Annotated in this window: 19 protein-coding genes; 2 read left to right on the forward strand and 17 right to left on the reverse strand. The window is 53.3% G+C overall.

The genetic code is table 11. From position 1 onward, the window contains the following. Positions 1-14 precede the first annotated feature (14 nt). The gene (locus Pla22_RS02660; RefSeq protein WP_146513223.1) at positions 15-3,218 is read left to right on the forward strand and encodes an FG-GAP-like repeat-containing protein; all 3,204 of its coding nucleotides are present in this window, start codon (positions 15-17) and stop codon (positions 3,216-3,218) included. A gap of 118 nt (positions 3,219-3,336) precedes the next feature. Here Pla22_RS02660 and Pla22_RS02665 read toward each other — a convergent pair whose 3' ends face one another. The 8 genes from Pla22_RS02665 to Pla22_RS02700 all read right to left on the reverse strand — a co-directional run bounded on the left by Pla22_RS02665 (position 3,337) and on the right by Pla22_RS02700 (position 12,402). After that, complete coding sequence (locus tag Pla22_RS02665; protein ID WP_242631756.1) at positions 3,337-5,040, reverse strand: glutamine--tRNA ligase/YqeY domain fusion protein; 1,704 nt, start codon at positions 5,038-5,040, stop codon at positions 3,337-3,339. Between the two features lie 156 nt (positions 5,041-5,196). Next, entirely contained in the window at positions 5,197-6,558 is a 1,362-nt protein-coding gene (locus Pla22_RS02670) for a cytochrome c (protein WP_146513225.1), read from the reverse strand. Between the two features lie 63 nt (positions 6,559-6,621). Further along, positions 6,622-8,178: a glutamate--tRNA ligase gene (gltX, locus tag Pla22_RS02675; RefSeq protein ID WP_146513226.1), complete on the reverse strand. Its 1,557-nt coding sequence runs from the start codon at positions 8,176-8,178 to the stop codon at positions 6,622-6,624. A gap of 114 nt (positions 8,179-8,292) precedes the next feature. Beyond that, positions 8,293-8,886 (reverse strand): sigma-70 family RNA polymerase sigma factor, encoded by a 594-nt coding sequence (locus Pla22_RS02680; RefSeq protein WP_146513227.1) that lies wholly within the window; start codon positions 8,884-8,886, stop codon positions 8,293-8,295. A gap of 27 nt (positions 8,887-8,913) precedes the next feature. After that, positions 8,914-9,351: a hypothetical protein gene (locus tag Pla22_RS02685; RefSeq protein WP_315854128.1), complete on the reverse strand. Its 438-nt coding sequence runs from the start codon at positions 9,349-9,351 to the stop codon at positions 8,914-8,916. 288 nt (positions 9,352-9,639) lie between these two features. Then, entirely contained in the window at positions 9,640-10,050 is a 411-nt protein-coding gene (locus Pla22_RS02690) for a hypothetical protein (RefSeq protein ID WP_146513228.1), read from the reverse strand. A gap of 234 nt (positions 10,051-10,284) precedes the next feature. Continuing rightward, the gene (gene trpA / locus Pla22_RS02695; protein WP_146513229.1) at positions 10,285-11,079 is read right to left on the reverse strand and encodes a tryptophan synthase subunit alpha; all 795 of its coding nucleotides are present in this window, start codon (positions 11,077-11,079) and stop codon (positions 10,285-10,287) included. A 114-nt stretch (positions 11,080-11,193) separates the two neighbouring features. After that, positions 11,194-12,402, reverse strand: a complete 1,209-nt coding sequence (locus tag Pla22_RS02700; protein ID WP_146513230.1) for a hypothetical protein — start codon at positions 12,400-12,402, stop codon at positions 11,194-11,196. Positions 12,403-12,532: 130 nt separating this feature from the next. Between Pla22_RS02700 and gpmI the strand changes: the two genes are divergently transcribed. After that, entirely contained in the window at positions 12,533-14,122 is a 1,590-nt protein-coding gene (gene gpmI / locus Pla22_RS02705) for a 2,3-bisphosphoglycerate-independent phosphoglycerate mutase (RefSeq protein ID WP_146513231.1), read from the forward strand. Positions 14,123-14,322: 200 nt separating this feature from the next. Here gpmI and Pla22_RS02710 read toward each other — a convergent pair whose 3' ends face one another. From Pla22_RS02710 to Pla22_RS02750, 9 genes are all read right to left on the reverse strand, one after another. After that, positions 14,323-15,702 carry an HTTM domain-containing protein gene (locus Pla22_RS02710; RefSeq protein WP_146513232.1) on the reverse strand — a complete coding sequence of 460 codons (1,380 nt, stop codon included), beginning with the start codon at positions 15,700-15,702 and terminating at the stop codon, positions 14,323-14,325. After that, entirely contained in the window at positions 15,699-16,409 is a 711-nt protein-coding gene (locus Pla22_RS02715) for a hypothetical protein (RefSeq protein ID WP_146513233.1), read from the reverse strand. Before Pla22_RS02715 ends, Pla22_RS02710 begins: the two co-directional genes overlap by 4 nt. Positions 16,410-16,625: 216 nt before the next feature. Next, positions 16,626-17,984, reverse strand: a complete 1,359-nt coding sequence (locus Pla22_RS02720; protein WP_242631757.1) for a TIGR03000 domain-containing protein — start codon at positions 17,982-17,984, stop codon at positions 16,626-16,628. Positions 17,985-18,244: 260 nt separating this feature from the next. Next, positions 18,245-19,615 (reverse strand): protein-L-isoaspartate(D-aspartate) O-methyltransferase, encoded by a 1,371-nt coding sequence (locus Pla22_RS02725; protein WP_146513234.1) that lies wholly within the window; start codon positions 19,613-19,615, stop codon positions 18,245-18,247. A 77-nt stretch (positions 19,616-19,692) separates the two neighbouring features. Continuing rightward, positions 19,693-20,592 (reverse strand): DUF72 domain-containing protein, encoded by a 900-nt coding sequence (locus tag Pla22_RS02730; protein WP_146513235.1) that lies wholly within the window; start codon positions 20,590-20,592, stop codon positions 19,693-19,695. Then, positions 20,589-22,199, reverse strand: a complete 1,611-nt coding sequence (locus Pla22_RS02735; protein ID WP_207310286.1) for a Ppx/GppA phosphatase family protein — start codon at positions 22,197-22,199, stop codon at positions 20,589-20,591. The genes Pla22_RS02730 and Pla22_RS02735 overlap by 4 nt, the downstream gene beginning before the upstream one ends. 95 nt (positions 22,200-22,294) lie before the next feature. Beyond that, entirely contained in the window at positions 22,295-23,233 is a 939-nt protein-coding gene (locus Pla22_RS02740) for a bile acid:sodium symporter family protein (protein ID WP_146513237.1), read from the reverse strand. Between the two features lie 5 nt (positions 23,234-23,238). Beyond that, positions 23,239-23,889: an HAD family hydrolase gene (locus Pla22_RS02745; RefSeq protein WP_146513238.1), complete on the reverse strand. Its 651-nt coding sequence runs from the start codon at positions 23,887-23,889 to the stop codon at positions 23,239-23,241. Then, a complete protein-coding gene (locus Pla22_RS02750) occupies positions 23,886-24,551 on the reverse strand; it encodes a 3-keto-disaccharide hydrolase (RefSeq protein ID WP_242631759.1) in 666 nt (221 codons plus the stop codon). The genes Pla22_RS02745 and Pla22_RS02750 overlap by 4 nt, the downstream gene beginning before the upstream one ends. Between the last annotated feature and the right edge of the window lie 130 nt (positions 24,552-24,681).

Below are 24,681 nucleotides of genomic sequence, written 5' to 3' on the forward strand. Positions count from 1 at the left end.
GAAAGCATGATGACGTGACAAGCAACGAAGGACGTGTTGGACCGGTTCGCCTGCAACGAGATCTGATTAAGCTATTGATCGTTCTATCGGTTGTCGCTGGATGTGGTTCTCGCTCGGAACCGCCTTTGCCTCAGTCAAAGTCGCCAGATCTCTCTTCATCGAATCAAGCCGGTATCGAAAATACCTCATCGTCAACAGCGCTGGCTGATGACAACCAACGGCCTAGGCAACAAAACCAAGGGTCGTTGAACGCTCCCGCAGGAAGCAGCCAAGCGAAGTCAACAGAAATCGCGCGTGCTGAGGAGGCGTTGATTTCAGGCAATTTAAAAGAGGCTCGCCGACACGCGACTTCCGCCCTCCTCAAACAGCCCAGCGATGCAAACGCCTTGTTCTTAATGGCGCAGATCCAGGCTCAATCCGATGATATTGATCAGGCACTCGCCACCCTTCGCGAAATCCCTATCGATGAACCCAATTTCGGCCTTCAGGCCGCTGGCCAATCGGCGGATTGGTTGGCCTCGCTGGGTCGCCACTTTGATGCAAAAGCACTTTACGAACGACTCATGGACCGAGCCGGTTCTAACGAGATGTTTGTTCGGCATCGTTACGCTGATTTTCTAAATCACGCAGGGTGGCGCATCGAGGCGAAACGAATTCTCGTTCCCGTCGTCGAAAGCCGAGAAGCCACCGAGCAGGAATTGCGCGGCTTGCTAAACAATTCGACTGAGTTCATGTCAACGCTGCCGCCAATGGTTTGGGAACCATCGTCGCCACGCCGAGGGCCAATAAGTCTCGCCATCGGATACATGGTGCAAGGAAGCCCGCGTGACACCATCAAGACGCTCTTGGCAGCAATCAAGTCCGACAAGAGCAATCGATACGCGAACGACCCAACCACCCTTTCATTGCTCGCTTCTGCCTACGCCGAAATACAAAAATGGAATGAAGCCGCGACACTGCTTACCCGTGTTGCCCCTTCGGATCGATGGCATCCGTCCTACTGGCTTGCATATGGCGATTGGTTTCAAGATCAAAACCAGTCCGAAGATGCATTGCGATGTTACGAGAAAGCGATCCAGATGGATCCCACTTGCGAGATCGCACATGAACGCTTGATCGCATCACTTGTCGCCCAGGGTCAAACCGAAGCTGCGAACAAGATAGATGACCGTCGCTTTCGAGTACGAGAAGCGTTCAAGACCAGTCGCGGAATTGGCGAGAACTCCCCCAGTGATATCGACGCATCGAAGGATTTGATCAAAGACTTGGTCGATTTAAATGAGTCTACCCAAGCAATCGCCTGGTTGTCTCACTTGATTCAGCGACACCCGGAAGAACTGCCATTTGCGTCGGAGATACGAACGAAGATCAAGGATGCAAAAGTAGCATCTGAAACGGTGAGCCCACTATCGGGATGGCTAGCCGGCTATCAGATCCCACAGAAAGAAATCGAAGACCCGTCGTTGACCCTAAAGAGTTTGCTCGAGCAGTCGAAAACCGAAGTCACTTTGCGATCACCCCAGGGCAAACGCCTTGAAGTCGTGTTCGCGGACGTTGCAAAAGAACGAGGGCTCGTGCATCAGTATCTTAACGACGATGGCGATAAGCGAATTCGACTTCTGAAAATGCATCAGCAATTCGGTGGCGGAATCGCCGCACTGGATTACGACCTTGATGGCGCGATCGATCTGCACTGCGGACAAGGTGCCGGCAGCCCGCCAGAGCTGAACGGCAAGTTTGCCGATCAACTTTTCCGGCAACTCCGGTCGGGAACTGACATTCGTTACGTGAACGTAGCAGAGATCGCAGGTGTGAATGAACTCGGGTTCACACTGGGGATCACGGCTGGCGATATTAACCAAGACGGTTTCCCCGATCTCGCGATTGGAAACCTCGGACAAAACCGTTTGTATATCAACCAGGGTGATGGCACCTTTCGTGACGCGTCATTTGAAGTCTTCACAAGGGACAATGACTTTACGATGGGTCTAGCGATTGCCGACATCACCGGTGACCAGCTCAACGACATTGTTGAAATCAATTACGTCGATGATGAAGAGATCTATGAAGAAATTACCGCAAATGACCAAGGAATACCGCTGCGCACTGCTGGGCCGCTCATGTTCCGAGCCGCTCTCGACCGAACCTGGATCTCGGATGAGGTTGGGCATTTTGTTGAGAAGCCTTTGATACGCCCGAACTCAGGGTCCGATACTGGCCAGAACTCCGCCGAACTTGGTGACTCAGCCAATCCCAGCCTGGGCCTGATCGTAACGGACTTCAACTCGCAGCCAGGATTGGAGATTTTCGTCGCCAACGATTTGCGTCCGAATCACTATTGGGTCAAAACGGAAAGCGTGAACGCAGCCGGTGAATCTGAATTTCACGAACAAGCGGTGGTGTCGGGGTTAGCGTTCAGTTCAAGAGGTGGCATCAACGCCTGCATGGGTGTCGCATTCGCCGACTTCGATGCCAATGGCCTTGGCGATTTGATCGTCACAAACTGGATCGATGAATGGGTGAACTTCTTTCGCCAAACCACTCCCGGCGTTTTTCGCGATTCCGCTCCGCACTATGGACTCGATGAACCTAGTGAAGGTGCTCTTGGCTTTGGAACTCAACCGATAGACTTTGATAACGATTCGTTCGTAGATCTCGTCATCACCAACGGGCATATCGATGACATGGCTCACTTAAATCAGCCTCAATTCATGCCAACACAATTGTTAGTTAGCAATGGTAGTAAGTTTGAGTTAGCCGACCCCAAAGGCCCCTTTTGGGACAAGAACCACCTGGGTCGTTGCTTGATTCGATTGGACCACAACAGCGACGGAAAGATGGACTTTGCCGTAAGCGACCTCAACGATCCCGTGGCGCTGTTAGAAAACCAAACCCTATCGCCAAACGGTTGGATCCAATTTGAAATCGTTGGCACTTCCGTTTCACGAATCGCAATTGGAACGCATGTCAGCGTTACCGCAGGCGATTCTCGCTGGACCCAAACAACCGCTACCGGCGATGGCTTTGAAGGTCGCAATGAGACGATCGTGCATTTTGGACTTGGCGACTCCCAATCAAACGTCAACGTGGAATTGACTTGGCCCGATGGCAGCAAGCAAAGCTGGAACGATCTTGTTCCTAACCAACGTTACCTACTGATTGAAAATGAGCTGGAAGCCTGGCCCCAAGACGATATCAATTCCTCTCGCGACAACTAGGTTCAATGCATACACGAACTTTGATAGAAGTGAATGCCTCGCGTTAGTATGAACTCACTTTAGCCCAGTTCAGCTTCACCCAGTTCAGCTTCGCCCAGACCAGCTCTGTTCAGGCAGCTCAGTCCGCTTTACCTTTGGCTTCCATTTTACCCCAGGTGTCGCGAAGCGAAACAATTCGATTGAAAACACGTTTCTCGCCCGTGCTGTCTTGATCGACGACAAAGTAGCCCAATCGTTCAAACTGGACTCGTTCACCGACATCAGCTTTTGCTAATTCAGGTTCAACGAATGCGGTCACGGTAGTCAATGAATTGGGGTTCAAGTGTTCGACAAAGGTATGTCCTTCTTCGACTTTACTGGGATCTTCAGCAGTAAATAAGCGATCATAAAGCCTCACTTCAACTTGCTTAGCATGCTCTTGGCTTACCCAGTGGATAGTCCCCTTAACCTTCCGTCCCGAGTTGTCTTCGCCACTCTTGGTTTCGGGGTCATAGGTACATAGGATTTCGGTGATTTCACCCGCGTCATCTTTAACAACGTCCACGCAGTCAATGATGTAGCCCGCACGCAATCGCACCGACCCACCTTTCTTTAGTCGGAAGAACTTCCGAGGTGCTTCTTCACGAAAATCGTCTCGCTCAATCAACAGCTCGCCAGAGAATGGAATTTGACGACTACCACTTTCTGGATCTTCTGGATTATTGATCGCCTCGGAGTACTCGACTTTTCCTTTTGGCCAATTCGTGATCGTCAATTTCACGGGATCAAGAACCGCCATTCGTCGCGGTGCCACTCGGTTAAGGTGTTCTCGAACCGAGTTTTCAAGGCGAACGATATCGATGGTGCTGTTGAATTTTGCGACACCAACCTCAGTGCAGAAATTGCGGATCGATTCCGGCGTGTAGCCTCGTCGTCGGTAGCCTGAAAGTGTGGGCATCCGAGGATCATCCCACCCGCTAACGAATCCTTCCTTGACCAGACGCAACATGTGTCGCTTGCCGATCAGCAACGTGCTTAGCTTTAGCTTCGCAAACTCAATTTGCCGAGGATGATGAATGCCGAGCTTTTCACAGTACCAATCGTAAAGCGGCCGGTGATTTTCGAACTCTAGCGTGCAGATCGAAAACGTAATGCCCTCCAGTGAGTCGCTTTGTCCGTGAGTCCAATCGTAGGTGGGGTAGATGCACCACTTATCGCCAGTGCGATGATGGGTCGCCCGCAAGATTCGATACATCACCGGATCGCGAAGATTGATATTGGGCGACGCCATGTCGATCTTTGCTCGCAGACTCTTAGCGCCGTCGGCAAACTTCCCATCGCGCATCGCGCGAAACAGCTCAAGGTTCTCTTGGGGCGTGCGGTCACGATGCGGACTGTTGCGGCCCGGTTCGGTAAGAGTCCCTCGGTACTCGCGAGTCTCCTCCGCGTTCAAATCACAAACGTACGCATCGCCCTGCTCGATAAGCTTTTCAGCCCATTGATACAACTGATCAAAGTAGTCACTTGCAAAATGCAGGGAATCCCATTTGAAACCCAACCATTCAACGTCTTCTTTGATGGAGTCAACGTACTCGACTTCTTCCTTGGTAGGATTGGTATCATCGAAGCGAAGGTTGCACGTTCCATCGTACTCCTTAGCCAAACCGAAGTTCAAGCAAATGCTTTTGGCATGTCCAATGTGCAGGTACCCGTTCGGTTCGGGGGGAAATCGCGTGAATACCCCTTCGAACCGACCCGAAGCCAAATCGCTGTCGATCGCTTGTTGAATGAAGTGCTTAGATGAGGGGGCGTCGGAGCCACCGGAAGCTGACTTTTCGCTCATGAACATCGTTCGCCTTGTCGCCAAAACGAACTTCCTAGCGGGGTTGTGAACTTGAAAGCGTCCACTCTATCGAGAAACACGTCGGACTAGAAGTCGGCCCGACCGCAGAGACGACACTGCTCCCGCCAAAACCCCGTGGAAATTCCCTGAGGGAAGTTACGTTGCCTCTGGTTCCGGGACGACTGTCTGCAAGCTACGGATGTAGTTAATCAAGTGCCACACATCATCCTCTTCGAACTGGCCTTCAACGAAGGTCGCAGCAGGCATCGGTGATCCCTCGATCCCCTGCGTGATCCGCAGGTACAAATCTTCCGACGATGCCCCACCTCGGAACACACCTTCCGCAAAATTTCGGGGCAGTGCATTGCGAGGTTCGAATGCCCCTCGAGCGAGCAACGGTATCAGCGATTCACGGTCTTCAGGCTTGAGTCCAATCCGAGTCGTCCAGTCCTTGGTCCAATCGTCGTAATCATTCGTTTGCCCGTCGCCCATCCCTGTTTCGCCGTGACACTTGCTGCAGGATGCTACCTTGCCACGGAAAAGCTCTTGTCCTCGCTTGACCGATGCCAGGAACGCTTCAGCTTGCTCGCCAGATTTCAGCTTCAAGACATCGGCGTAGTCTTCCGCAACCGGGACATCGGCGGGTGGTTCAGGAACTTCGATCACTTCATCTTGAGCTTCGAGCCACGACTCGCCAATTTCCACGGCGTAGTCTTCCGCGTATTCCCAAGCTTCTTCGTACGCCTCGAAAGCGTCCAATCGCTGAGCATCCAATTCCGTAAGTGCGTCCTCGTCCTTCTCGCTTAGTGCTTCAAGCTCGCTTCTAAGAGACGGATTGGATTTCAGTCGATTACCAAGATCTGAATTAATGATGCGATCGCCCTCTTCACCCAAGAGCCCATCAAAGATCGCGATATCGATGGCCTGACGTTCCAACTCGCCTCGCCACGACAAGTAAATCACGTAATCAACGAGAGCGTCGATATCGGAATCCGTTAGTTCAGGGATCTTCACCATCGCGGTCCCACCAATACCATGTTTAATCAGCTTGGCAAAGTCGTCTTTAGCGGGCTTGCTCCCGCGAGGTGTTGACTTGAACTTGAAAACGCCCATTCGGTAGTCGCGAGGGTAAGGGACTTGGACCGCAGCGGTGGGACCTCGGCCGTTTCCAGTGATTCCGTGGCATACAACGCAGTGCTTACGATACAGACCACGACCTTCGGCATCTGCCGGCCCGGATGCTTTGACCAAGTTATCCATGGCAACGATCGAAGCGAGTTCTTCATCTTCGGTGATCACTTCGGGCAACTTCGGATCATCAGGCGTTCCAAACATCTGCCCTGCAAGCCAGTGCGTGTCTCGCGCGGCTTCGGCCATCGGAATTTCTTCCTGAATCTGGTACTTCATCGCGTGGACAAGATTCGGCTCAAAGGCAGCCATCGGTTCGGTCTGCACGTTGCAGCCGATCGTCGTGGCGACCAATAAGAGAGCGAGCATACAGATGCGTGAATTTTTCATGATGGCTAAAGAGATAGGACGGGTGATCGAGTGGAACGACATCTTCATTCTAAGCTGTCTCGGCTATGAAGAAACCGCGTGTGCGAGAGCCGTGCGAATTCGCACGACCACTTTCTCTTTACCGAGAATGGCGAGCGTTTCAAACATCCCAAATCCAGCCGGGGTCCCCGTGACGGCGACCCGCAAAGCATGAATGATGTCTTTGAGCTCAATTTTTTGAGCTACACAAAAATCATCGACCGCTTGCTGCGCTTCCTGGACACTGAAATCACCCGAGTGAGTTTGCAGTGAATCAGCGAGGGCCTTCAACAGATCTCGCGCGTTTTCAGGCTTGTTGATTCGCTTTTGAAAAGCTTTTTCGTCAAAGGTGATTTCGTCAGAGAAGAAGTATTCGAAGTCCAAGATGTCGCCCGCCATCTTCATTCGATCGCCAGCTCCCTCAACGATCGCAGCGATTTTCTCGCGAGCCCCATCGGTGGTCAAAAAGCCAGCTTTTTCGGCAAAGGGCAAGACTCGTTCCAGACGGGTTTCCGCGGGCAACGCAGCAAAGGTGTCGCCTTGGAACGCCAGCAACTTTCGCGGATCAAATGATGCTGGCGATTTATTGACTCGCTCAAGCGAGAAGTGCTTGATCATCTCTTCGACAGTGAACTTCTCCGTTTCCCCGTCGAGCGACCAACCCAGCAGAACGAGGTAATTCAGGATCGCTTCCGCATCAAATCCGATCTCACGGTAAAAGTCGATGATCACGGGATTAAACGTATCTGCGGCGGCTTCGATTCCGCAACGCTCGGCGATCCGCCGCCCGTGCCGCAACAGATCAGCAAAATCCTTGTTCTTTTCATACTGAGCCAACTTACGTTTGCTTAGCTTCGCCGTTCCGCCGGGCTCCGCCACATAAGGCAAGTGAGCAAACTGCGGACGTTGGTAACCAAGCGCATCGAGAATAAATACTTGCCGCGCCGTATTGGGTAAATGTTCCTCGGCACGAACAACGTGAGTGATTTCTAAATCATGATCGTCGATCACGCTGGCGAGGTGATAAATGCATGACCCGTCGGCACGCTGAATCACGTGATCCTGTTCGGTCGCCCAATCCACTCGAACTTCACCGCGGATAATATCGTTAATCACGCATTGACCTTCGCGTGGCATTTTCAGTCGTATCGTCGCGACGCGTCCTTCGGACTCATACTTAGCAGCAGCCTCGTCATCCTCCGCCATGAACCGTCGATCATAGAAGAATCGCTCACCTTGCTTTTCGGCGGCCTCTCGAAGTTCTTTCAAGTCATCGGCAGTTGCGTAGTCGCGATACGCGTGTCCCGATGCCAACAGCTTTGCCGCGGCTGCCTTATGACCCTCTGCCCGTTGCGATTGAAAGTAAGGTTCGTGGGGACCGCCAACTTCGGGACCTTCGTCCCAGTCCATACCCAGCCATCGAAATCCATCGAGAATCGGTTGCAACGCTTCTTGCACGTTCCGCTGAGCATCGGTGTCATCGATTCGCAGTAGAAACTGACCGCCCGATTGACGCGCAAGCAGCCAGTTAAACAAAGCAGTGCGGACACCACCGATATGCAGATATCCAGTGGGCGAAGGAGCAAAACGGGTGCGGATCATCAATGCAGATCTCGGATGACAGGTGTCGGTGAAGGGTAGGAGAGCACAAGTTTTACTCCTCAAACCCGTCTCCTGAAACCTACCGCCTGGATCTCGTTACCCAAGATTGACAGCCTATTTCACTTCCATCTGGTCTCGAAGCGTTTTCATGCCGCGGTGGAGCAGTCCAGCGATGGCTCCCGTGGTTTTGTCCAATTGCTGAGCCACGTCGCTAAGCTTCATGCCTTCGAGGTAATGCAATCGAATGGCGTCGCGCTGGGCGTCGGGCAACCGCTCGACCGCGTCGGCAAGTTGCACAACGTGCTCGCCGACCATGGCATGCTGACTCGGCGTAGCCTCGTCACCGGCGAGCAGGCCTTCGAGTCGCATCGACGACTGCGTTAGCTTTTGCTCCATTGACTGTTCGCGCCGCACATCACGTTTGCCGCGGTGCATGTCGCGATCGAGATGACAAAGATGATGCGAAAGGATTTGGCGAAGCCAGCCTCGAAACTCGGCTTCGGTCGTTCCTCGAAAACCGTCGATTCCTTGCACGGCCTGCAACATCACCTGCTGAACCATGTCACTGGCCCCGACCTTGGCTTGATACGCTCGTCGCATTTGTGTCCTTGCCAACATCCGTATGTACGGTTCGTACCTGGCAATGACAGCGGGATCGCTGACGTCGATTGACTCGGAAGAGGGCAGTTCAGATTTAGGCTCGCTCATGCGATTGAGTTTAGCTTGCCGTTGACGTCAAAGCCACTTGCCGTCGATGCGTTCTGAACCGTTCGGATGATGAGAACTCGGATCATCGATCGCATACGCCTCTACCTCGAACGGATTTTCTCGATAACCATCTCGACGACGCACGTAGAGCCATAACGAACAAAGCAGGTATGCCGGGACGAACAGGGGCCCCCAACGCTCGTACTGGCGAACGTGAACTCGTTCGTGTCGTCGAGTCGCGTTCAACATCATCTCGTCCTGCCCGAACACGACATGCCCCCACGTCATTGCGGCGGCGGGCAACAACAACCGCTTGAGAAAATAGGAGATTGCGGGGCCATGGATTTCGATCACACTGTCAACGCGGCGGAACCGGCCGGCAAGCAGCAAGCCGATTGCAATGCCTGAAATCGTGTACGGCGAAGCCCACATGTACCCCGCCAAGCGTAAGATTTTTCGCTTCAAGGTTTTTGCTACGGTTGCGGGAACAAACGGGGAACAAGAATGCTCTGATCTTACCCCAAAAACCGACAACAGCCCGGTGCATGATCGTCGAAACGTTCATGCGGTCGGGCTGTCGATGTTTTTGTCAGTTTTGTCTTGCCCGTTGCGTGCGATCACTTTCCAGTCGCGAGCGTAACGGTTCTGGATAGAGTGCGGCGAGTCACGATCGGCGACATAACATCGACCAGACAAGCCTAGCCGTGTCATGTGCCGCTCACGCATAACGCGGGTGAGCTGATCTATAGGCTCTTAGGCGAATTCTGCTTCGAATTCGTTCTGCTCGGTTTCAGCGTCCATTTGATCGCTCTCACCAACGAGTCCAAGTTGGTCAGCTTGGTCTTCGGAAAGTTGGTAGTAGCCGAGGTTGCGAATGACTTCCAAGACTTCGCTGCACGTTGGGAACATGCGACCGGAGCTTTGCTTGTAGTCGTCCATCGCTCGCATGAATTCGATTTCAGCATCGTTGTAATCGCGTTCGCAAGTAGTCGGGTCGATGTGACGACGACGCTGGGTCTTGCGACGAGGATTCTTCATCACGCCAGTGTCCAGTGCATCTGGGTTACCGCTTCGACGATCGTTCTTTTGCGAGCCTTCGCGACGATCTAGAGTGACGATGTCTTCGGTGATTACGTCGTTCGACTTAGCGTTTTTAGTTGCCATAACAGCAATGTTCCTTGGCGGGAGAGCGCGAATGCGACCTTGGAAATCCCCCCGGATTCCAGATCGCAAACTCTAGTGTGGAAGGGTTGCACAAAAACCTAGCACGCTGGTTACGGTGACTTGAGCGAATCCGGGAAGTTTCCCGACCAGAATGACCTTGAGGTCTAGGTAAGAAGTCCGCTCGTACCGATTATGCCAATCAGGCCTACCTGTTTCACCAATCCACGGCACCCTTTAGCTGATCGCTGCTCGCAATTCGCGAACAAAATCCACCGCCGCCTTCGTGGCACCCGCTGAATCGGTTGCCGCCGCAATCCGACGCACAATCGCAGAGCCCACAATCAATCCATCCGAAACGGGAGCAAGCTGAGCTGCGGTCTCGGGACTGCTGATTCCAAATCCGATACAAATCGGAAGATTGGTTTGCTCTCGCAACCACCCCACATTGTCGACCAAGTCGGGTGGCAGCTTCGTTCGTTCGCCCGTGATTCCCGTCACCGAAACGTAGTACAAGAAACCGGACGACAATTCTGCGATGCGAACTTGCCGTTCCCGCGTCGTGGTGGGGGTCACCAATTGGATCAAACTGAAATCCGCCTCGCGACAGATCTTGGACATCGGCTCAGCCTCTTCCACCAACAAGTCGGGAACAATAGCTCCCGCGTAGCCAGCCGCTTTGGCAAGTTCCACGTACTTGGCGATACCAACACGATAAATGATCGCGTAGCTAACCATCGTGACGAGCGGAATTTCCACTTGCCCCTTCAATCGCGTCCCCATATCGAACACTTCGCCAAGTTTGAACTTGCGATCAAGTGCTCGTTGGTAGGACGCTTGGATGACCGGGCCATCGGCGATCGGGTCGCTGTAGGGCACCCCTACCTCACACATATCCGCGCCCGCAGCACCAATTTCGCGAATGATCGCTTCGGTGGTCGCGATATCGGGATCACCGGCGGTCAAGAACGGCATCAGTGCTTTGCGATTTTCAGCACGAAGTTTAACGAAGAGCTGATCGACGGCGGACAAGGCAAAATCCGAGATGGGAGGGCTAAATTCGAAGAGAGGATTCTAATTGCTGGTCGGCTTCAAAAGTAGGGTGCCAGTCCATTGCCCCAAGAAGCTCGAACCAACGGCAATTGCTTACCCACCAGTTTCAGAATCCCCAAAATCCATCGCCGAGGCGGTCATCGCCAACTGCATCCATTGTCCCATCGGAAACATGTCTATCGACGGCAATGTCAGATCCGTTGAATAGCGGGAAGCTGCCTGAAGTGTCGAATCGAGGCTCCGCAACTGCCCCACTTTGCGCTCATGCACACTGCCGCTGGAATTTGAACTCGGTTCCATCGGTAAACAAACTGAATCCTGACGATCCGCATTCGCCTTCACTCGTTGAACGAATCCATCTGCTCGGACCAACGTAGCAGCTTGTCGGGCATCACGAGGAACCACTAACGTCGGTGCGATGCTTCCGCGACGCGACCACCACAACGAGTCGCACCAAGTCGCCAAACGAGCTAACGAGTCTTGGTGCGAAAGCGTTATGGGTGTTCGATCGTTTTGCCGCGCCCATCGTTGAACCGACCTCATTCGGCAAGCCAAGTTGTCCTCACCCAATTTCGATGCCAATTGCTTAGCCATGTCCAAACCACCTTCAAGAAGCTTGATGCAATTGAGCCCTAACATGGCCATCGGTAGCAACCCGGCAGGCGTGAATGTCGCATACAAGCCCTCGATTCCCGCTGGGATGTCGAAGTGATGGTCCGCCATCGTTGTTACGCTCGCAGGCAATGTCACCAATTCGGACTTGATGATTGCAACAAACGGTTGGATCGTTTCCGACGTAGATTTTTCTAAGTGTGCCAAGCGTTCGGTGAACCACTTCAGCATGGCAATGACTTCTTGTGATTCCGCTCCCTCGATCACCGCCACCACCGCGAACCGCTGGGGTCCCCATGCAGCGGTGGGTTTGGTGATTCGATCCGTGATGGCTGCTAACGAGTCGTTGTCCGACGTGGTCGTCGCAAAATACATTCGTGGCTTACTGCCGCGTCCTGCTCGATCCAACTCATTGTGAAAAGGATCGCAGCGTGCTTCGATGACCGCTCGCATTCCTTCTAAGGTTTCATGCCTGCCGATCACGACTGCGGCGTCGATTTGATCGTGCCAGGCATTGGCGAGAGTAAAGATTCGTCCAATCGAAGACGCCTCGCGTACGCTACCGTATTGATCGGCGTGATACTGAGGCAGCTTGAAAAATGGTTCCTGCTGGACCGTCGCCATCGCTGCGGCGCAGTCCTCTTCCGGCAAAACCGCTTCTCGCAATCGCTGGGACAGTTCAAATTGCAACAATGTTCCCGCCTTCGAGACACGCCTCTGACAAGCTAAATTAGGGATACAACTGGCGAGCAAACTGGCCCACCGGTTCATAATCTCGCTGTTTATCTATACCACCGCCCTTCCTGTCGAGACTCTACCCGTGCAAGTTCGCCGAAAACCTGTTGTTTTAATCATCCGAGATGGCTGGGGTGAAAACCCCAACCGCGACGCCGACGCCACCAACGCGATCGTCCAAGCCAACACTCCCGTCTCCGACAAACTGATGAGCGACTACCCCAATACGCTTGTCAAAACATCGGGCGAAGATGTCGGGCTGCCGGCGGGCGTGATGGGCAACAGCGAAGTTGGTCACCAAAACATCGGTGCTGGCCGTATCGTGGATCAAGAGGTGATGCGAATCACTCGAGCGATCCGTAGCGGTGCTTTTTTCACAAACCCCACCATCACCGCCGCCGTTGAACACGTCAAATCGACCGGTGGCACACTTCATTTGCTGGGACTCATGTCCGATGGACGAGTCCACAGCGACATTGAACATGCTTACGCTTTCATTCAGGTCGCCAAGGATGCTGGCCTTGGTCGCGATGGTTTGGCCATTCACGCCATCACGGATGGTCGCGATACCTCCCCAACCAGCGGCGTGAAATTCGTTCGCAGCGTTGAAGAAAAGTGCAAAGAGATTGGTGCCGGTCATGTGGCCAGCGTGATCGGTCGGTACTTCGCGATGGACCGAGATTTCCGTTGGGACCGAGTTCAGCAAGCTTACGACCTGTTGACCAAAGGCAGCGACCGAACCGCCAACTCGGCTGCCGAGGCCGTTCAGAACTACTACGACAATCCAACCACCGCGTCGGTGACGGGTGATGAGTTCGTTGCAGCCACAACGATTGAGCGATCGCTGGTCAAAGACGGTGACGCGGTCATCTTCATGAACTATCGCGGCGACCGTCCTCGTGAGTTAACCAAAGCGTTCGTCTACGACGACGCTGCGTGGGCTTCTATCGAGGGTGGCGGTTTTGATCGCGGTAAGAAGATCGACAACTTGTACTTTGCCACCATGGCAGGCTACGAAACCGGATTGCCCGTTCATGTGATCTTTGAAAAGCCAGCTAAGATGCCTCACATCTTAGGCGAATACGTCAGCTCACTTGGCCTTCATCAATTCCGCTGCGCCGAAACCGAAAAGTACCCTCACGTTACATTTTTCTTTAACGACTATCGTGACGAGCCATTCAACGAAGAAGATCGAGGGATGGCTCAATCACCTCGCGACGTTTCTACCTACGATCAGAAACCGGAAATGTCGGCCGAGGAAGTTGCCGACAAAGTGCTTAATGAAATTGACAAAGGTGAAGCGGACTTGATCGTGGTCAATTTTGCGAACGGTGACATGGTGGGTCACACCGGAGTCCTCGCCGCAGCGGTTTCAGCGGTGGAAACCGTGGATGCATGTGTCGGTAAAGTTGTCGATGCGACCCTGGCTAAGGGTGGCTCGCTAATCGTTACCGCTGACCATGGAAATTGCGAGCAGATGATTGATCCCGAAACCGGCGGACCTCATACGGCGCATACAACCTTCGATGTACCGTTGATTGTTGTGGAACCCGGCCTAGAAGGAAAAACGCTGCGTAGCGGTGGTCGACTGGCTGACATCGCCCCAACGGTCTTGGCACTGATGGGACTTCCCAAACCAGAAGAAATGACTGGCGAATCGCTCGTAGAAGTCTAAACGTCAAAGGCGTCCTTTTCGCCGAGGCGGGAAGGATACGGATTAGGTACGGCTTGCTTCGCCATAAACACGATCAGCCTCCTGCCAAGCAGGAGGCTGAAATGAAAGAAGCGGGAATTCGTTCCCGATTGTGCTAAATCGCGAAATGAATCACGAACATTCCGCGGCAAGCCAATCCTTGTCGGGATTTGTTCGCGATCCTACTTCTTTCGTTTCTGCTTTGCGCGTTCAACAACGTCTTTGATCTTTGCCTCGCGCTGTTTCAAACGCTCGACACGATCGCGGTACTTTGCTTCGCGAGCTTTGAGCTTCCCGGCGCGATGGTTGATCTTATCGCTCGCTTCGCGAATACGTTTCTCACGTCGTTTGATCGCCTCTTCACGCTGCTGCAAATTCTCCGAACCCACGGCGGAAAGCGACGACAGATTCGCACTCGATAGTCCCGATAAAGACGAACCGCTCAACGATGGGAAATCGTCTTCGATCGCGTCGACTTCCAAATCACCCAAGTCTTCGAATTCATCAATGGATTCATCGCTGGAACCGTCGGCGATGGCGTCGTCGACTGATCCATCGTCCGCCAACGCGATGTCACTCTGATCGCCAGCGGACTTCGCGAATTTTTGCCACCAACTTGGCTCGATAAAGATCAGATTGGCTGCGATCATCATGCAACCAAACGTGATCATCCCCAAAAACAGAGCGATCCCGCCATGCAGTGCCAAGGCTAGTGCTAAGGCGATGGGACGCGTGATTCGAGGCCACACGATTGCCGCATACGAAAGTTCCCAAAACATCGTCGTGTGCGCCATCAGCGATGACAAACGTGGGTAGTTTGCCAACCACGTCATGTTGACGGATTGATACTCAAGATTTCCAACGGAATACCAGATCGCCGTTCCGTCCCACCACGAAGTCCCACGTGCTTTCGCGATTCCGCCAAAGAAATAGATCACGCACAAATGAATCTGCAGCAAACGAGTTGCGATGTTCGACGCGATCGTAGGTTCGCACTCGGGAAACATCCACGCAAACCACTTTGGGTTCTTTGCTTTGCTTTTCGCTTTGTCTCGAATCCAAGCATCAACGCTCCACAGACTTCCACTCGGTGCGATCGTTAAATACATGACGCTATACGTAACGATCTGGTCGAGACCGAACAGAGTTCCCGTCAGTCGATGCAGGTACATCAGTTGCAAAAACAAGGCCATAGGAGCAGTTACCCGAGTCAGGAAACCGATGGCAAAGCTAGCCGTGATGGCGATCGTCAGACCATGATGGATCCACAACAGCAACGGATTACTGATGTACCAAAGGTAGGATCTCCCCCAGTCGGAAAATCCGAAGGTCCCGTCATGCAACTGGCGCGACGTTTCGTTGTTGATCCAAGCGGTGTCGCCTAGAAACGAAGACAAATCAGTTGCCAGAACGATGTGCGAATACACCAACATCAATCCAGCGATAATGCGTAGTATCGCTAGCGTGTGAGGCATGCGAGGTGTGAACCAAAATCGATCCCACCCCGATCCGATCGATAGCAACCAATCGTGCAAACTCGTTTTCGCCTTCGCCAAGATCATCGAACGGGTTCTCCCGTGGGCGAGGGAATAGCTTCGGCCGGTTTGACGGGTGCGGTCAATGCTTCGACGCTGCCACCGGTGTCGCGGACACCGATCGGTCGATCCAACAATACGCGGTATAGCTGAGGGTCATCCAGTTCGATGGGCTCGTCGATGTACGATCCTAAATCAGGGATCAAGTGCTCGATCCTGCGGATCGCGGATTCTTGGCCCGGGTGCTCGTGATTCAAATGGTTGACAATGGATTGGTGAACCTTCACGTATCGTGTTCGAGCAAGCGTCCAATATTCTGCTGCTTCAGGATCCGCTGCCACCAAGTCGCGCGGCGGTCCCGGCGGTTGATAGATTTCGTGAAGATATTCCGACAACATAAAGTGCCGGTGGTACATCAACCTTGGTTGGTGCTGGTCAAGATCGGGATACATCTTTTCGACACGTGATCCATCCTTCGCTGTGATTGCAGCTTGAATGAGGTGACTTGGTCCTGGATCGGGCGCAAAGAACGCGTAACCGCGATCGATGTATAGGAGCTGCCCATAGCCGCGAAACGGTGCAAACAGCGTTGTAATCACGGGCGACGCCCCGAGGTCACCTTGAGCTTGGAAACTAAGCGGGTGCAAAATCACCGCCGCAAGATGAACACTGACCAGCACGCTAAGGATCAATCGCCACTTGCGGCTGGGGCGTTGAAGAGACGGAGTGGACATGGACAAGCAGAACCAGAGCAATAGAAGTAAGCAAATGCACCACTATCAGGCAATTCGATTAGAACGTCTAACCTAGCTACCCAGAACGCCGTAGCAAGAGAACCTAGCCCAAACGTTACCCAGAAGGCCGAAAAGCGTCGCTGATCAATAAAATCAGCCGCATTCCGATCGCTCGGAACACGGCTGACTGAAATCGTTTAACGCTTGAAACTAGCCTTAGCGGCTTGCCAAGCTGCTTCCATTGAAATCAAAGCTCAGCTCGGTAACCGAACCGGCCTTCACATCAACGGTGCGTTCTTTCGTTACCGGTTGACCGTCAACCTTGGCTGTTACGCGAACGGTGTAGTTGGACCATTGCTCACCAGCCTTCAATTGCTTGGTGCGGAACGTTCGAAGTGCGCCTTGTCCATTGGTTGGGTTTCCAGCCAACGAAACTTCAGCATCGGCAGGAACGTGAATCTTCACGACTGTGATCACTTCTTCATCAACAGGAGCCTTCTGCACTTCGACGCGCGAATCAACATCGGCTTCGAAGACAACTTCTTCGATATCGCCAGGACGAAGCTTCACGGACTTGGTCAGTGTCTTCTGGTCGCCGTCTTGATCGTACGTCACGTCCACTACATAGGTGTAAACGAAACCTTCCTTGAGACCACGCGACATGAACTTGCGTAGTTCACCATCACTTTGGGTTTCGTATCCGTTAACCGTTACCAACGCTTCGCTGGGAACCTTCACCGTGATCATGGCCGCATCAGCGTCAACGCTAACCGCTTCGTCTTCCACTGACGGCTTAGCTGATTCGTATCGTTCCGCTGATTCGTATCGTTCCTCGGACGCATTCGCGTCAGATTCAACAGCAGGTGATTCCACCGCGGCGCCGACTTCGTAACCACTATCAATGATGACTTCGCCAGTGGAATAGCCGCCGTCGTTGTAAGAATCACCAAGGATAACTTCGCCTGTTGAGTAGCCGCCATCGATGTAGCTGTCGCTAAGAGGAGCGTAGCTTTCATAAGACGATTCAATGACGGGAGATTCGTAGCCGACCGAAGAATCCATCCCAATAGTTTCGATCATCGGAACCGAGTAGCTGCCATAGCTGACACCACCACTTGATCCACCTGATGAACCACCGGTGTGTCCCGAAGCGCCGCCACTCGACCCGCCGCTTGATCCACCGGACGAACCGCCACTGTAGCTAGCGTACGTAACACCGCCGGACGATCCGCCACTGCTGCCGCCGAGACGACGCGCCGCTTTATGAGCACGGATGTTGTCAACCAAACGTCTTAGCGGACCTTTGCGAACTCCACCACTGCTACCGCCACTGGAACCGCCATGGCTACCCGCAGAAACCGAGGCTGCGACATAGCCGCCCGATGAACCACCGCTCGATCCGGAATGACGAGCCCTTAGTCGACTGAAGAAACCGCCACCTGAAGAACCGCCTCCGGACGACGCGTAGCCGCCGCCAGACGAGTCGCCCCACGAACCGCCGGCATCAGCGATCGTCGGAAAACAAAGGAGTGCAGCCGCAGAAAACCCGAGTGCCGCATTTCGTAAAGACATCATGATTGGTTAACTCTCTCCTGAAATTGATACTGAGTCATCAACTACACGGGAGGATCACAACGAGGTCATCACTAGAACATGACCTGGCTCCCCTTGCCGCGCACAACAGCTCACTTCGGTAAAATGTATCAGTCCGAAGTTACCAAGCAAGCAGCTCAGGCAATTTTTGCGGCCAGGGAAGACTAGGCAGAGCAGGCAACCATGGGGAAATGCATGGGAATGTCCATTGGTTCACCCTTCGATTTCCTGCCACAAAGCCGTCAATCGTGCTTCTGAAGCACGATTTCGTCGAAGTCGACCACGCCTGTGGCACCAAACAAGCCGATTCGCACGATCGCTTCGCGTGTTTGCGGAGGCACGCGGATCAACCGACTTGCCTCTCGCCACGGCCGGGTACCTCGAAACGGTCCCAAAGAAAAGGTACCAAGATCGCGTCTGAGTTCGTCATAAAAACTGATAGCAATCATCGGCAACGCGTCTCGCGTGGGTCCAATGCGAACATTTTCGGTTCGGTAGCGGCCACTGAGTCGAATCTGCGAAACTTCCCTCGCATCGATCGCAATGCCTTGCAACAGGTGAGAACTCAAACCGGGCGTCTCATTGGTGAATCGAGCAAACGCTTTACCGTGAAATGCTTCGTCGGATCCGTTGGATTTTTCAACGCGTTTGACCTGTCGGCCGTAGTACCACCCGGGAATGAAGTCATCATCCGTCGTTGAACGAGGCGCCTCACCAGCCAGAGTGCCATTTGATGCCAAATTAGACGCCGAAAAATCACGACCTGACTGGACATTACTGCCTGCGTCAGTGGGATTGTTCGATTCGCCAGCACCACCATCGCTTTGCTGCTCAGCAAATTCGAAGTCTCCGTTGATGATCGTAGGATTCGCTGGGTCAGGCTTTTGAATTCGTTTGTCTTCCGCTTCGCCGGTCATCGGAACAAACAAAGTCGGCTGCAACGGTTGCTCGACGAGCTTGCCATCGGTTTTGACCATCCGAAACAGCGTTTGCTGATATCGCTGTCCCACCGGAATGATCATCTGTCCGCCTTCGGCGAGTTGGTCGACAAGCGGTTGGGGAACTGACTCGGGACTGCAGGTGACAATGATTTTGTCGAAGGGTGCTGCATTGGGCCACCCTAAGAACCCGTCGCCCACGCGGACGGACACGTTCTTGTAATCCAGATAGCGCAGCGTCTTCTCCGCTCGCTCCCCCAATTCTTCCACAATTTCGATCGTGTAGACATGCTCCACTAACGGACTCAGCACTGCAGCCTGGTAACCGCTACCGGTACCGATCTCAAGCACCTTGTCCGTTGGTTGTGGATCAAGAGCCTCGGTCATGGAAGCGACGATAAACGGACTGCTAATCGTTTGAGCATTGCCGATCGGCAAAGCCATGTCCAAATAGGCACGATCTCGCTCTGACTTGGGAACGAAGAAATGCCGTGGCGTCGAACGGATCGCTTCCAACACTCGAGGGTTCGTGACACCAGCCGAGGCAATTCGGTCACGCACCAATTGCTCTCGCACCGCCGCGTACGGATCTTTAGCGTTTGCATCACCGTCCGGCGAAATCAATAAAAAAGTCACCACGCACACCTTAGCGAAAAACAGAATGTGATCATTCATGTTCTAGTTTTCAATCGAGTTAAATTGCGACGCACCATCACCGCGAACGTACATTACCGCAACGTGAATCATCGGTTTCAAATGTCATCCAACAAAGTTAATTGCTGCATGGGCATTGGTGGTCGGGGAATTGTCAAAACGTACTCAGGAAGCTCTTGCTGCAAGATACTCAAAAAACGACGTGCCAATGCGGGTGCGTTGGCATCATCCGGCGCGTGAGTAAACACATACGGTATCATTCCATCGCGAATCCACTTTGCGACGATCGGTGCCCATTGGCGGAAAAACGAGTCGGTCAATTCAACTCGATTTCGTCCCACAATTCGCAGCATCGGAGACTTCCCCGTCACGGTTTGACGAACGGGCGTCTTAGGCTTTCGCTCCTGTGATTTCGCTTCGATGTCGTCATCAGGGGGCGACTGATACAACGGCCTTGAATCAAAAAGCACCTTGTCGATTGCTAAACTCGACAAAAGATCGTTCACACGTCCCTCGTTATCACCTTGGTCAAACCAATCAAGATGCCGCAGTTCGACAGCCCACTTCCAATGCTTCGGAAGCCCTTCGAGATACCGTTGCAGCGCACCAAATTTACGAGGGCCAAACGCCGGTCCTAATTGCAAGAACGTCGGGCCAAGCCGATTTGCATCAGCCAGCGGTTGTAAAACTCGCAAGAAGGTCTCGGTCAAACCTTCAGCGTTTTCGAGTTCGCAGTCGTGCGAAATTTCACGCGGAAATTTGAAACAGAACTGAAACCCGTCCGCCGATTGGCGAGCCCATCGCTGCGTGGATTCAATCGAAGGCAGTGCGTAGAACGTGCTGTTGCCTTCGACTGTGTTGAATGTTTGCGTGTACCAGGACAACCATTTGTCCCGAGGCGTCCGGGGTGGAAATACTTCACCGACCCATCCAGCGCAATTCCAAACTGGGCAACCCAGATAGAAGGGAAGAGCAGGGCAGGGCGGCGCCGCAGTCATTTCCCTGCTCTCAACAAAACAGCCATGCCAAAGACATCTAGGAACAACCCCGCGTTCTCGCGCATCGCGATTTGCTCCAAAGACACGTCATCCACACCATGCACTTGAATATGCAATTGCCGCGACTCGCGGTGACACTGAATTTCACGAATTCGGCCGGTGCGAGTGTCGTCAAGCGCGATCGCCAATCTCAAAATCGCTGCCAGCTTCGAAACGACAACACGTTCGGGTTGTCCCAACGTGTTGTACACCTCATGCGATGGCTGAGGCGTCGCACGCCGATGATAGCGGGCTACCAATCCCACTTGCAGCAATTCATCTTGCGACAAACCAAAAATTTCACTGTTGCGAATCAAGTAAAGAGTGTGCTTATGGTTGCTGCGAAGATTGACCATCAAACCAATTTCGTGCAACAACGCAGCGACGAATAATAACACCTCATGCCGATTATCGAGTCCATGTTCGTCGGCGAGTTGTTCAAACAATTTCCGAGATAGCTCGGCAACGTTCCGAGCATGCGATTCATCGAAACCATACTTGCGACCGAGTGCGATGGCCGATCGGACAATTTGATTTCGAAACTCGGCTGTCCAACTACCGTCCGACGCCATGTCATTGAGCACACCATCGCGAAGATTGGTGTCACACACGAACACATGATCTAACTCAAAATGCTTGGCCAGCATGGTGTAGGCTAACAGCGCGGGGCCGACCGTTTCAGCTTCGATGAAACTGCCGCCATAGCGACGCACGATTGCGTCTTCGTCGAGCGTCATCAGCGACTCAGTGAACTTAACCAGTCGTCCGGTGGAGACTTTTGCGAGCGAATTGCCATCCCAGTCGTCAAGCAAATGGTGGACTGCAAATCGCATATCGCCACCCAATGCGATTAAGTGAATCGGCGCGTCTTGCTTGATTGATTCAATCAGTTGCTTCAACGATCGTCGAATATGGCTTTCCAGCAGGCCACGACGTCGTTGCGCACTGGCGCGAACGTTCTCGAGCGTCTGGAGCAACCTTAGTGAACCGAGCCTGACCGATTGGCTGTGCAGCACATTCCCGCCTCGCACAATCAGCATTTCCGTGTTTCCACCACCAACCTCAACGACGACGTTTTTCCCGTCGGCCAGCTCTTCGCTTTGCGACAAGTGGGGCATCACCCCCATGTACGTGATCCGATTCACCTCAGCTTCGTCGATCGAAACGACGTGAAAGCCAGTCGCAATGAAGATACGATCGGTAAACGCCAACCGGTTAACTGCTTCACGGACGGCCGTCGTGGCGACGACACGAACGTCTTCGGGACTCGAAATGCCGTATTCTCGAAGCACTTGCTTGTAACGCCGCAGCACCGAGACGGTTTTCTCGACGCTTTTTCGTGACAATCGCCGGCTCTGGAACGCTTCCCGACCGAGCTCTACGGATTGCATCAAGGTTTCGAGCGTTTTGACTTCGCCATCAGCGTGAATTTCGGCGATTGCCATCCGAATACTGGTCGCGCCAATGTCGATGACAGCCACTGCTCGAGGCGAGGTGGGCGAAGAAGGAATGGGTTGAACGGCGGCTTGAGACATGAAAACCGAGCGAATAGAGAGGAGGTTACTCATCTATTGTAATGCCTAGCCACAATGCCACAGAAGCCGGGCCAAGACGCAGAACCGGGTCCAGAGACAGCAAAAAACGTGATTGGCGACGCAAATTGCTAGTGAACGCATCCGCGTTTTGTGTCGAAAAACTTCCACACGCTCGCCAGAATGCTTCCGGTCAACATGCAGCCAAAGGTGTAGGCCGCCGTCGGGATCGTTGCCGACGTCTGAGAACCAAACATTGAAACCGCCAAACCAGTCCCCAAACCCGCGTTTTGCATGCCTACTTCCAGTGTTAACGCTCGCCGAAATGATTCCGGCAATCGACTCATCGCACCCACTCCGTAGCCCGCTGCGTACCCAATCAAGTTGACGATCAACAACACGAAGAAGACGACAACTCCGATGCCACCCAGTTTGTCGCGGTTACCAGCGACCACCGCTGCGATGATCCATAGCAACGCCACCGAAGCAATCCGAGGACACCAAACGTCTGCTGCAGCCCGCCATCGAGGCATCCCGTGGCTCGTCGCATAGCCTAGAACCGTTGGCATCACCACCAAACCAGCCAATAACAGCGACGACGACCACAGCGAAATTTCAGATCGCAGGTCCGCGACGCACCACAGCACAAACGGCACGGACACTGGCGAAAGCAACGTCGCAACCGCAGTAAGGCTAACCGAATAGGCAACGCTTCCCCCGGCGGTGTGAGTCAACACGTTCGACGCCATCGCGCCGGGGACACAGCCAACAAGAATCACTCCTGCGGCGATCTCGGGATCCATCGTGACGATCTTGGTCATCGCAAACACCGCGGCTGGCATCACAATCATCTGGGTTAGCGTTCCCAAGACAACCCACCAAGGTTTTTCACGTAGTGGTGCTAACTCGTCGCGTCTCGCCAGCAACCCTAGCGAGTACATCGTGATCACGATCAGCGTCCAGATCAGCCACGGCGACGAATCAAATACTTCAAACCCAATGAGCTCTGGCGTTAGCCAATAACCAATGCCTGACGACACCAACAACCAAAACAGCAGGGAACGAAACATCGTGTTCAAGACGAGCTACCACCGGCCGACCAAGACTCATTGATCACGTTGTGTTTGATTAGCATTTGCACCGCCGAGCCACCACCGACGCAACACTCCGCCCTCCATCCTCGCCGTTTCGCCGCCAGCACATTTTCTTCTTTATCATCAAGAAACAAAATGCGATCGACCGGCGTGTGGCAAGCGAGTTCAGCGGCTCGGTAGATTTGATCGTCGGGTTTCATCGAGTTGACTTCGTGGCTCAAGACGACTGCGTCAAATCGGCTGCTCATCAACGCGTGTTCTTGACGGGCAATCCAATCCCAATGCGAATGGCACGTGTTGGAAAGAATTCCAACCTTTGTTCCTTTTTGACGAACCGCATCGATGGCCATGACCATTTCCTCGATCGGAACAAACATATTGCTCAGGCTATCAAGAACAACTTGTTCGCTTACCGCCTTGCGCGTGCTCGCCAAGGACCGGGTCAGTTCGTCAACGAAACCACGCGGAGTAACGCCCCCGTGCTCGAAACGATTCTGCAGGCCGCTGCCATAAACAGCATCGCGGATCAAGGCAGGCGCAACGCCAAACACTTTCGCTGTGTTCGCGCAGGCCACGTCCTCGTCAAACTTCCAAAGCACGTTGCCAAGATCAAAGTAAACAAACTCAATCATTTAAAATGCCGCACTCGAATGTTTCGGTACCAAGCTTCCGTTGCCGGACCGCTATGAATCTGCAAGGCAATCAAGCCGTGGTTAGGAATCTCAGCATCTTCTTCGGTGTAGTCAACGGTTTGCTCGCCGTTAAGAAAGATCTCGATCTGGTTGCCTTTGCATACGATGCGTAGGTGATTCCATTGGCCATCTTTGGTCAACCGCTTAACAAGTTCGGGGTCGCCTTCAGCCAACATTTTTCGACGGCGAGATTCGTCGTAGAGGGCTCCCCAAACGCTTCGGTCAAAAGCTCGGCCTGCATCGGCTTGATAACCTGAAACCTCGGAACCGCCCGGTAGACGTTTGGATCGAAACTGAACGCCCGCGTTCTGTCCCGGGCCGATGATCTTCACCTCTAAACGCAATTCAAAGTCGTCGTAGTGGTCGGCAGTACACAGGAAAAAGTTGTGCGGGATATCTTCGTCGCTGCGTCCGGCAACAATGCAATCGTCTTCAACACGAAACCAATATCCGTTGCCCTCCCAGCCCTTCAATGTCTGGCCATCAAACAATTCCAACGAGTTGTCTACGAACTCCGCATCGCTGCTTGCTTTCGGATCATCTGCCCGCGTCAGATCAACGGTGGCTAACAAAGTCGCGGCTACGACCAACAATCGAAACATGTTCATTACCTAAACACAGCAGGAAACGGAGACATACAAAAGGAACTACCATATTAGCTCGTTCTGCGAAGTGGATGTCGGGCAACCGAAACAAATGTCGCTTTCAAAAGAGTCATCCATTGATTCCCCA

Source organism: Rubripirellula amarantea (assembly GCF_007859865.1).
GTDB classification, from domain to species: domain Bacteria; phylum Planctomycetota; class Planctomycetia; order Pirellulales; family Pirellulaceae; genus Rubripirellula; species Rubripirellula amarantea.

Excerpts from the sequence above, each read along its gene's own strand:
- Pla22_RS02710 (WP_146513232.1), bottom strand. The coding sequence starts at position 15,702 with ATGATCTTGGCGAAGGCGAAAACGAGTTTGCACGATTGGTTGCTATCG.
- Pla22_RS02730 (WP_146513235.1), bottom strand. The coding sequence starts at position 20,592 with ATGACTGCGGCGCCGCCCTGCCCTGCTCTTCCCTTCTATCTGGGTTGC.
- Pla22_RS02690 (WP_146513228.1), bottom strand. The coding sequence starts at position 10,050 with ATGGCAACTAAAAACGCTAAGTCGAACGACGTAATCACCGAAGACATC.
- Pla22_RS02670 (WP_146513225.1), bottom strand. The coding sequence starts at position 6,558 with ATGAAAAATTCACGCATCTGTATGCTCGCTCTCTTATTGGTCGCCACG.
- gltX (WP_146513226.1), bottom strand. The coding sequence starts at position 8,178 with ATGATCCGCACCCGTTTTGCTCCTTCGCCCACTGGATATCTGCATATC.
- Pla22_RS02735 (WP_207310286.1), bottom strand. The coding sequence starts at position 22,199 with ATGAGTAACCTCCTCTCTATTCGCTCGGTTTTCATGTCTCAAGCCGCC.
- Pla22_RS02725 (WP_146513234.1), bottom strand. The coding sequence starts at position 19,615 with ATGAATGATCACATTCTGTTTTTCGCTAAGGTGTGCGTGGTGACTTTT.
- Pla22_RS02715 (WP_146513233.1), bottom strand. The coding sequence starts at position 16,409 with ATGTCCACTCCGTCTCTTCAACGCCCCAGCCGCAAGTGGCGATTGATC.
- Pla22_RS02720 (WP_242631757.1), bottom strand. The coding sequence starts at position 17,984 with ATGATGTCTTTACGAAATGCGGCACTCGGGTTTTCTGCGGCTGCACTC.
- Pla22_RS02665 (WP_242631756.1), bottom strand. The coding sequence starts at position 5,040 with ATGAGCGAAAAGTCAGCTTCCGGTGGCTCCGACGCCCCCTCATCTAAG.
- Pla22_RS02740 (WP_146513237.1), bottom strand. The coding sequence starts at position 23,233 with ATGTTTCGTTCCCTGCTGTTTTGGTTGTTGGTGTCGTCAGGCATTGGT.
- Pla22_RS02750 (WP_242631759.1), bottom strand. The coding sequence starts at position 24,551 with ATGTTTCGATTGTTGGTCGTAGCCGCGACTTTGTTAGCCACCGTTGAT.
- Pla22_RS02745 (WP_146513238.1), bottom strand. The coding sequence starts at position 23,889 with ATGATTGAGTTTGTTTACTTTGATCTTGGCAACGTGCTTTGGAAGTTT.
- Pla22_RS02680 (WP_146513227.1), bottom strand. The coding sequence starts at position 8,886 with ATGAGCGAGCCTAAATCTGAACTGCCCTCTTCCGAGTCAATCGACGTC.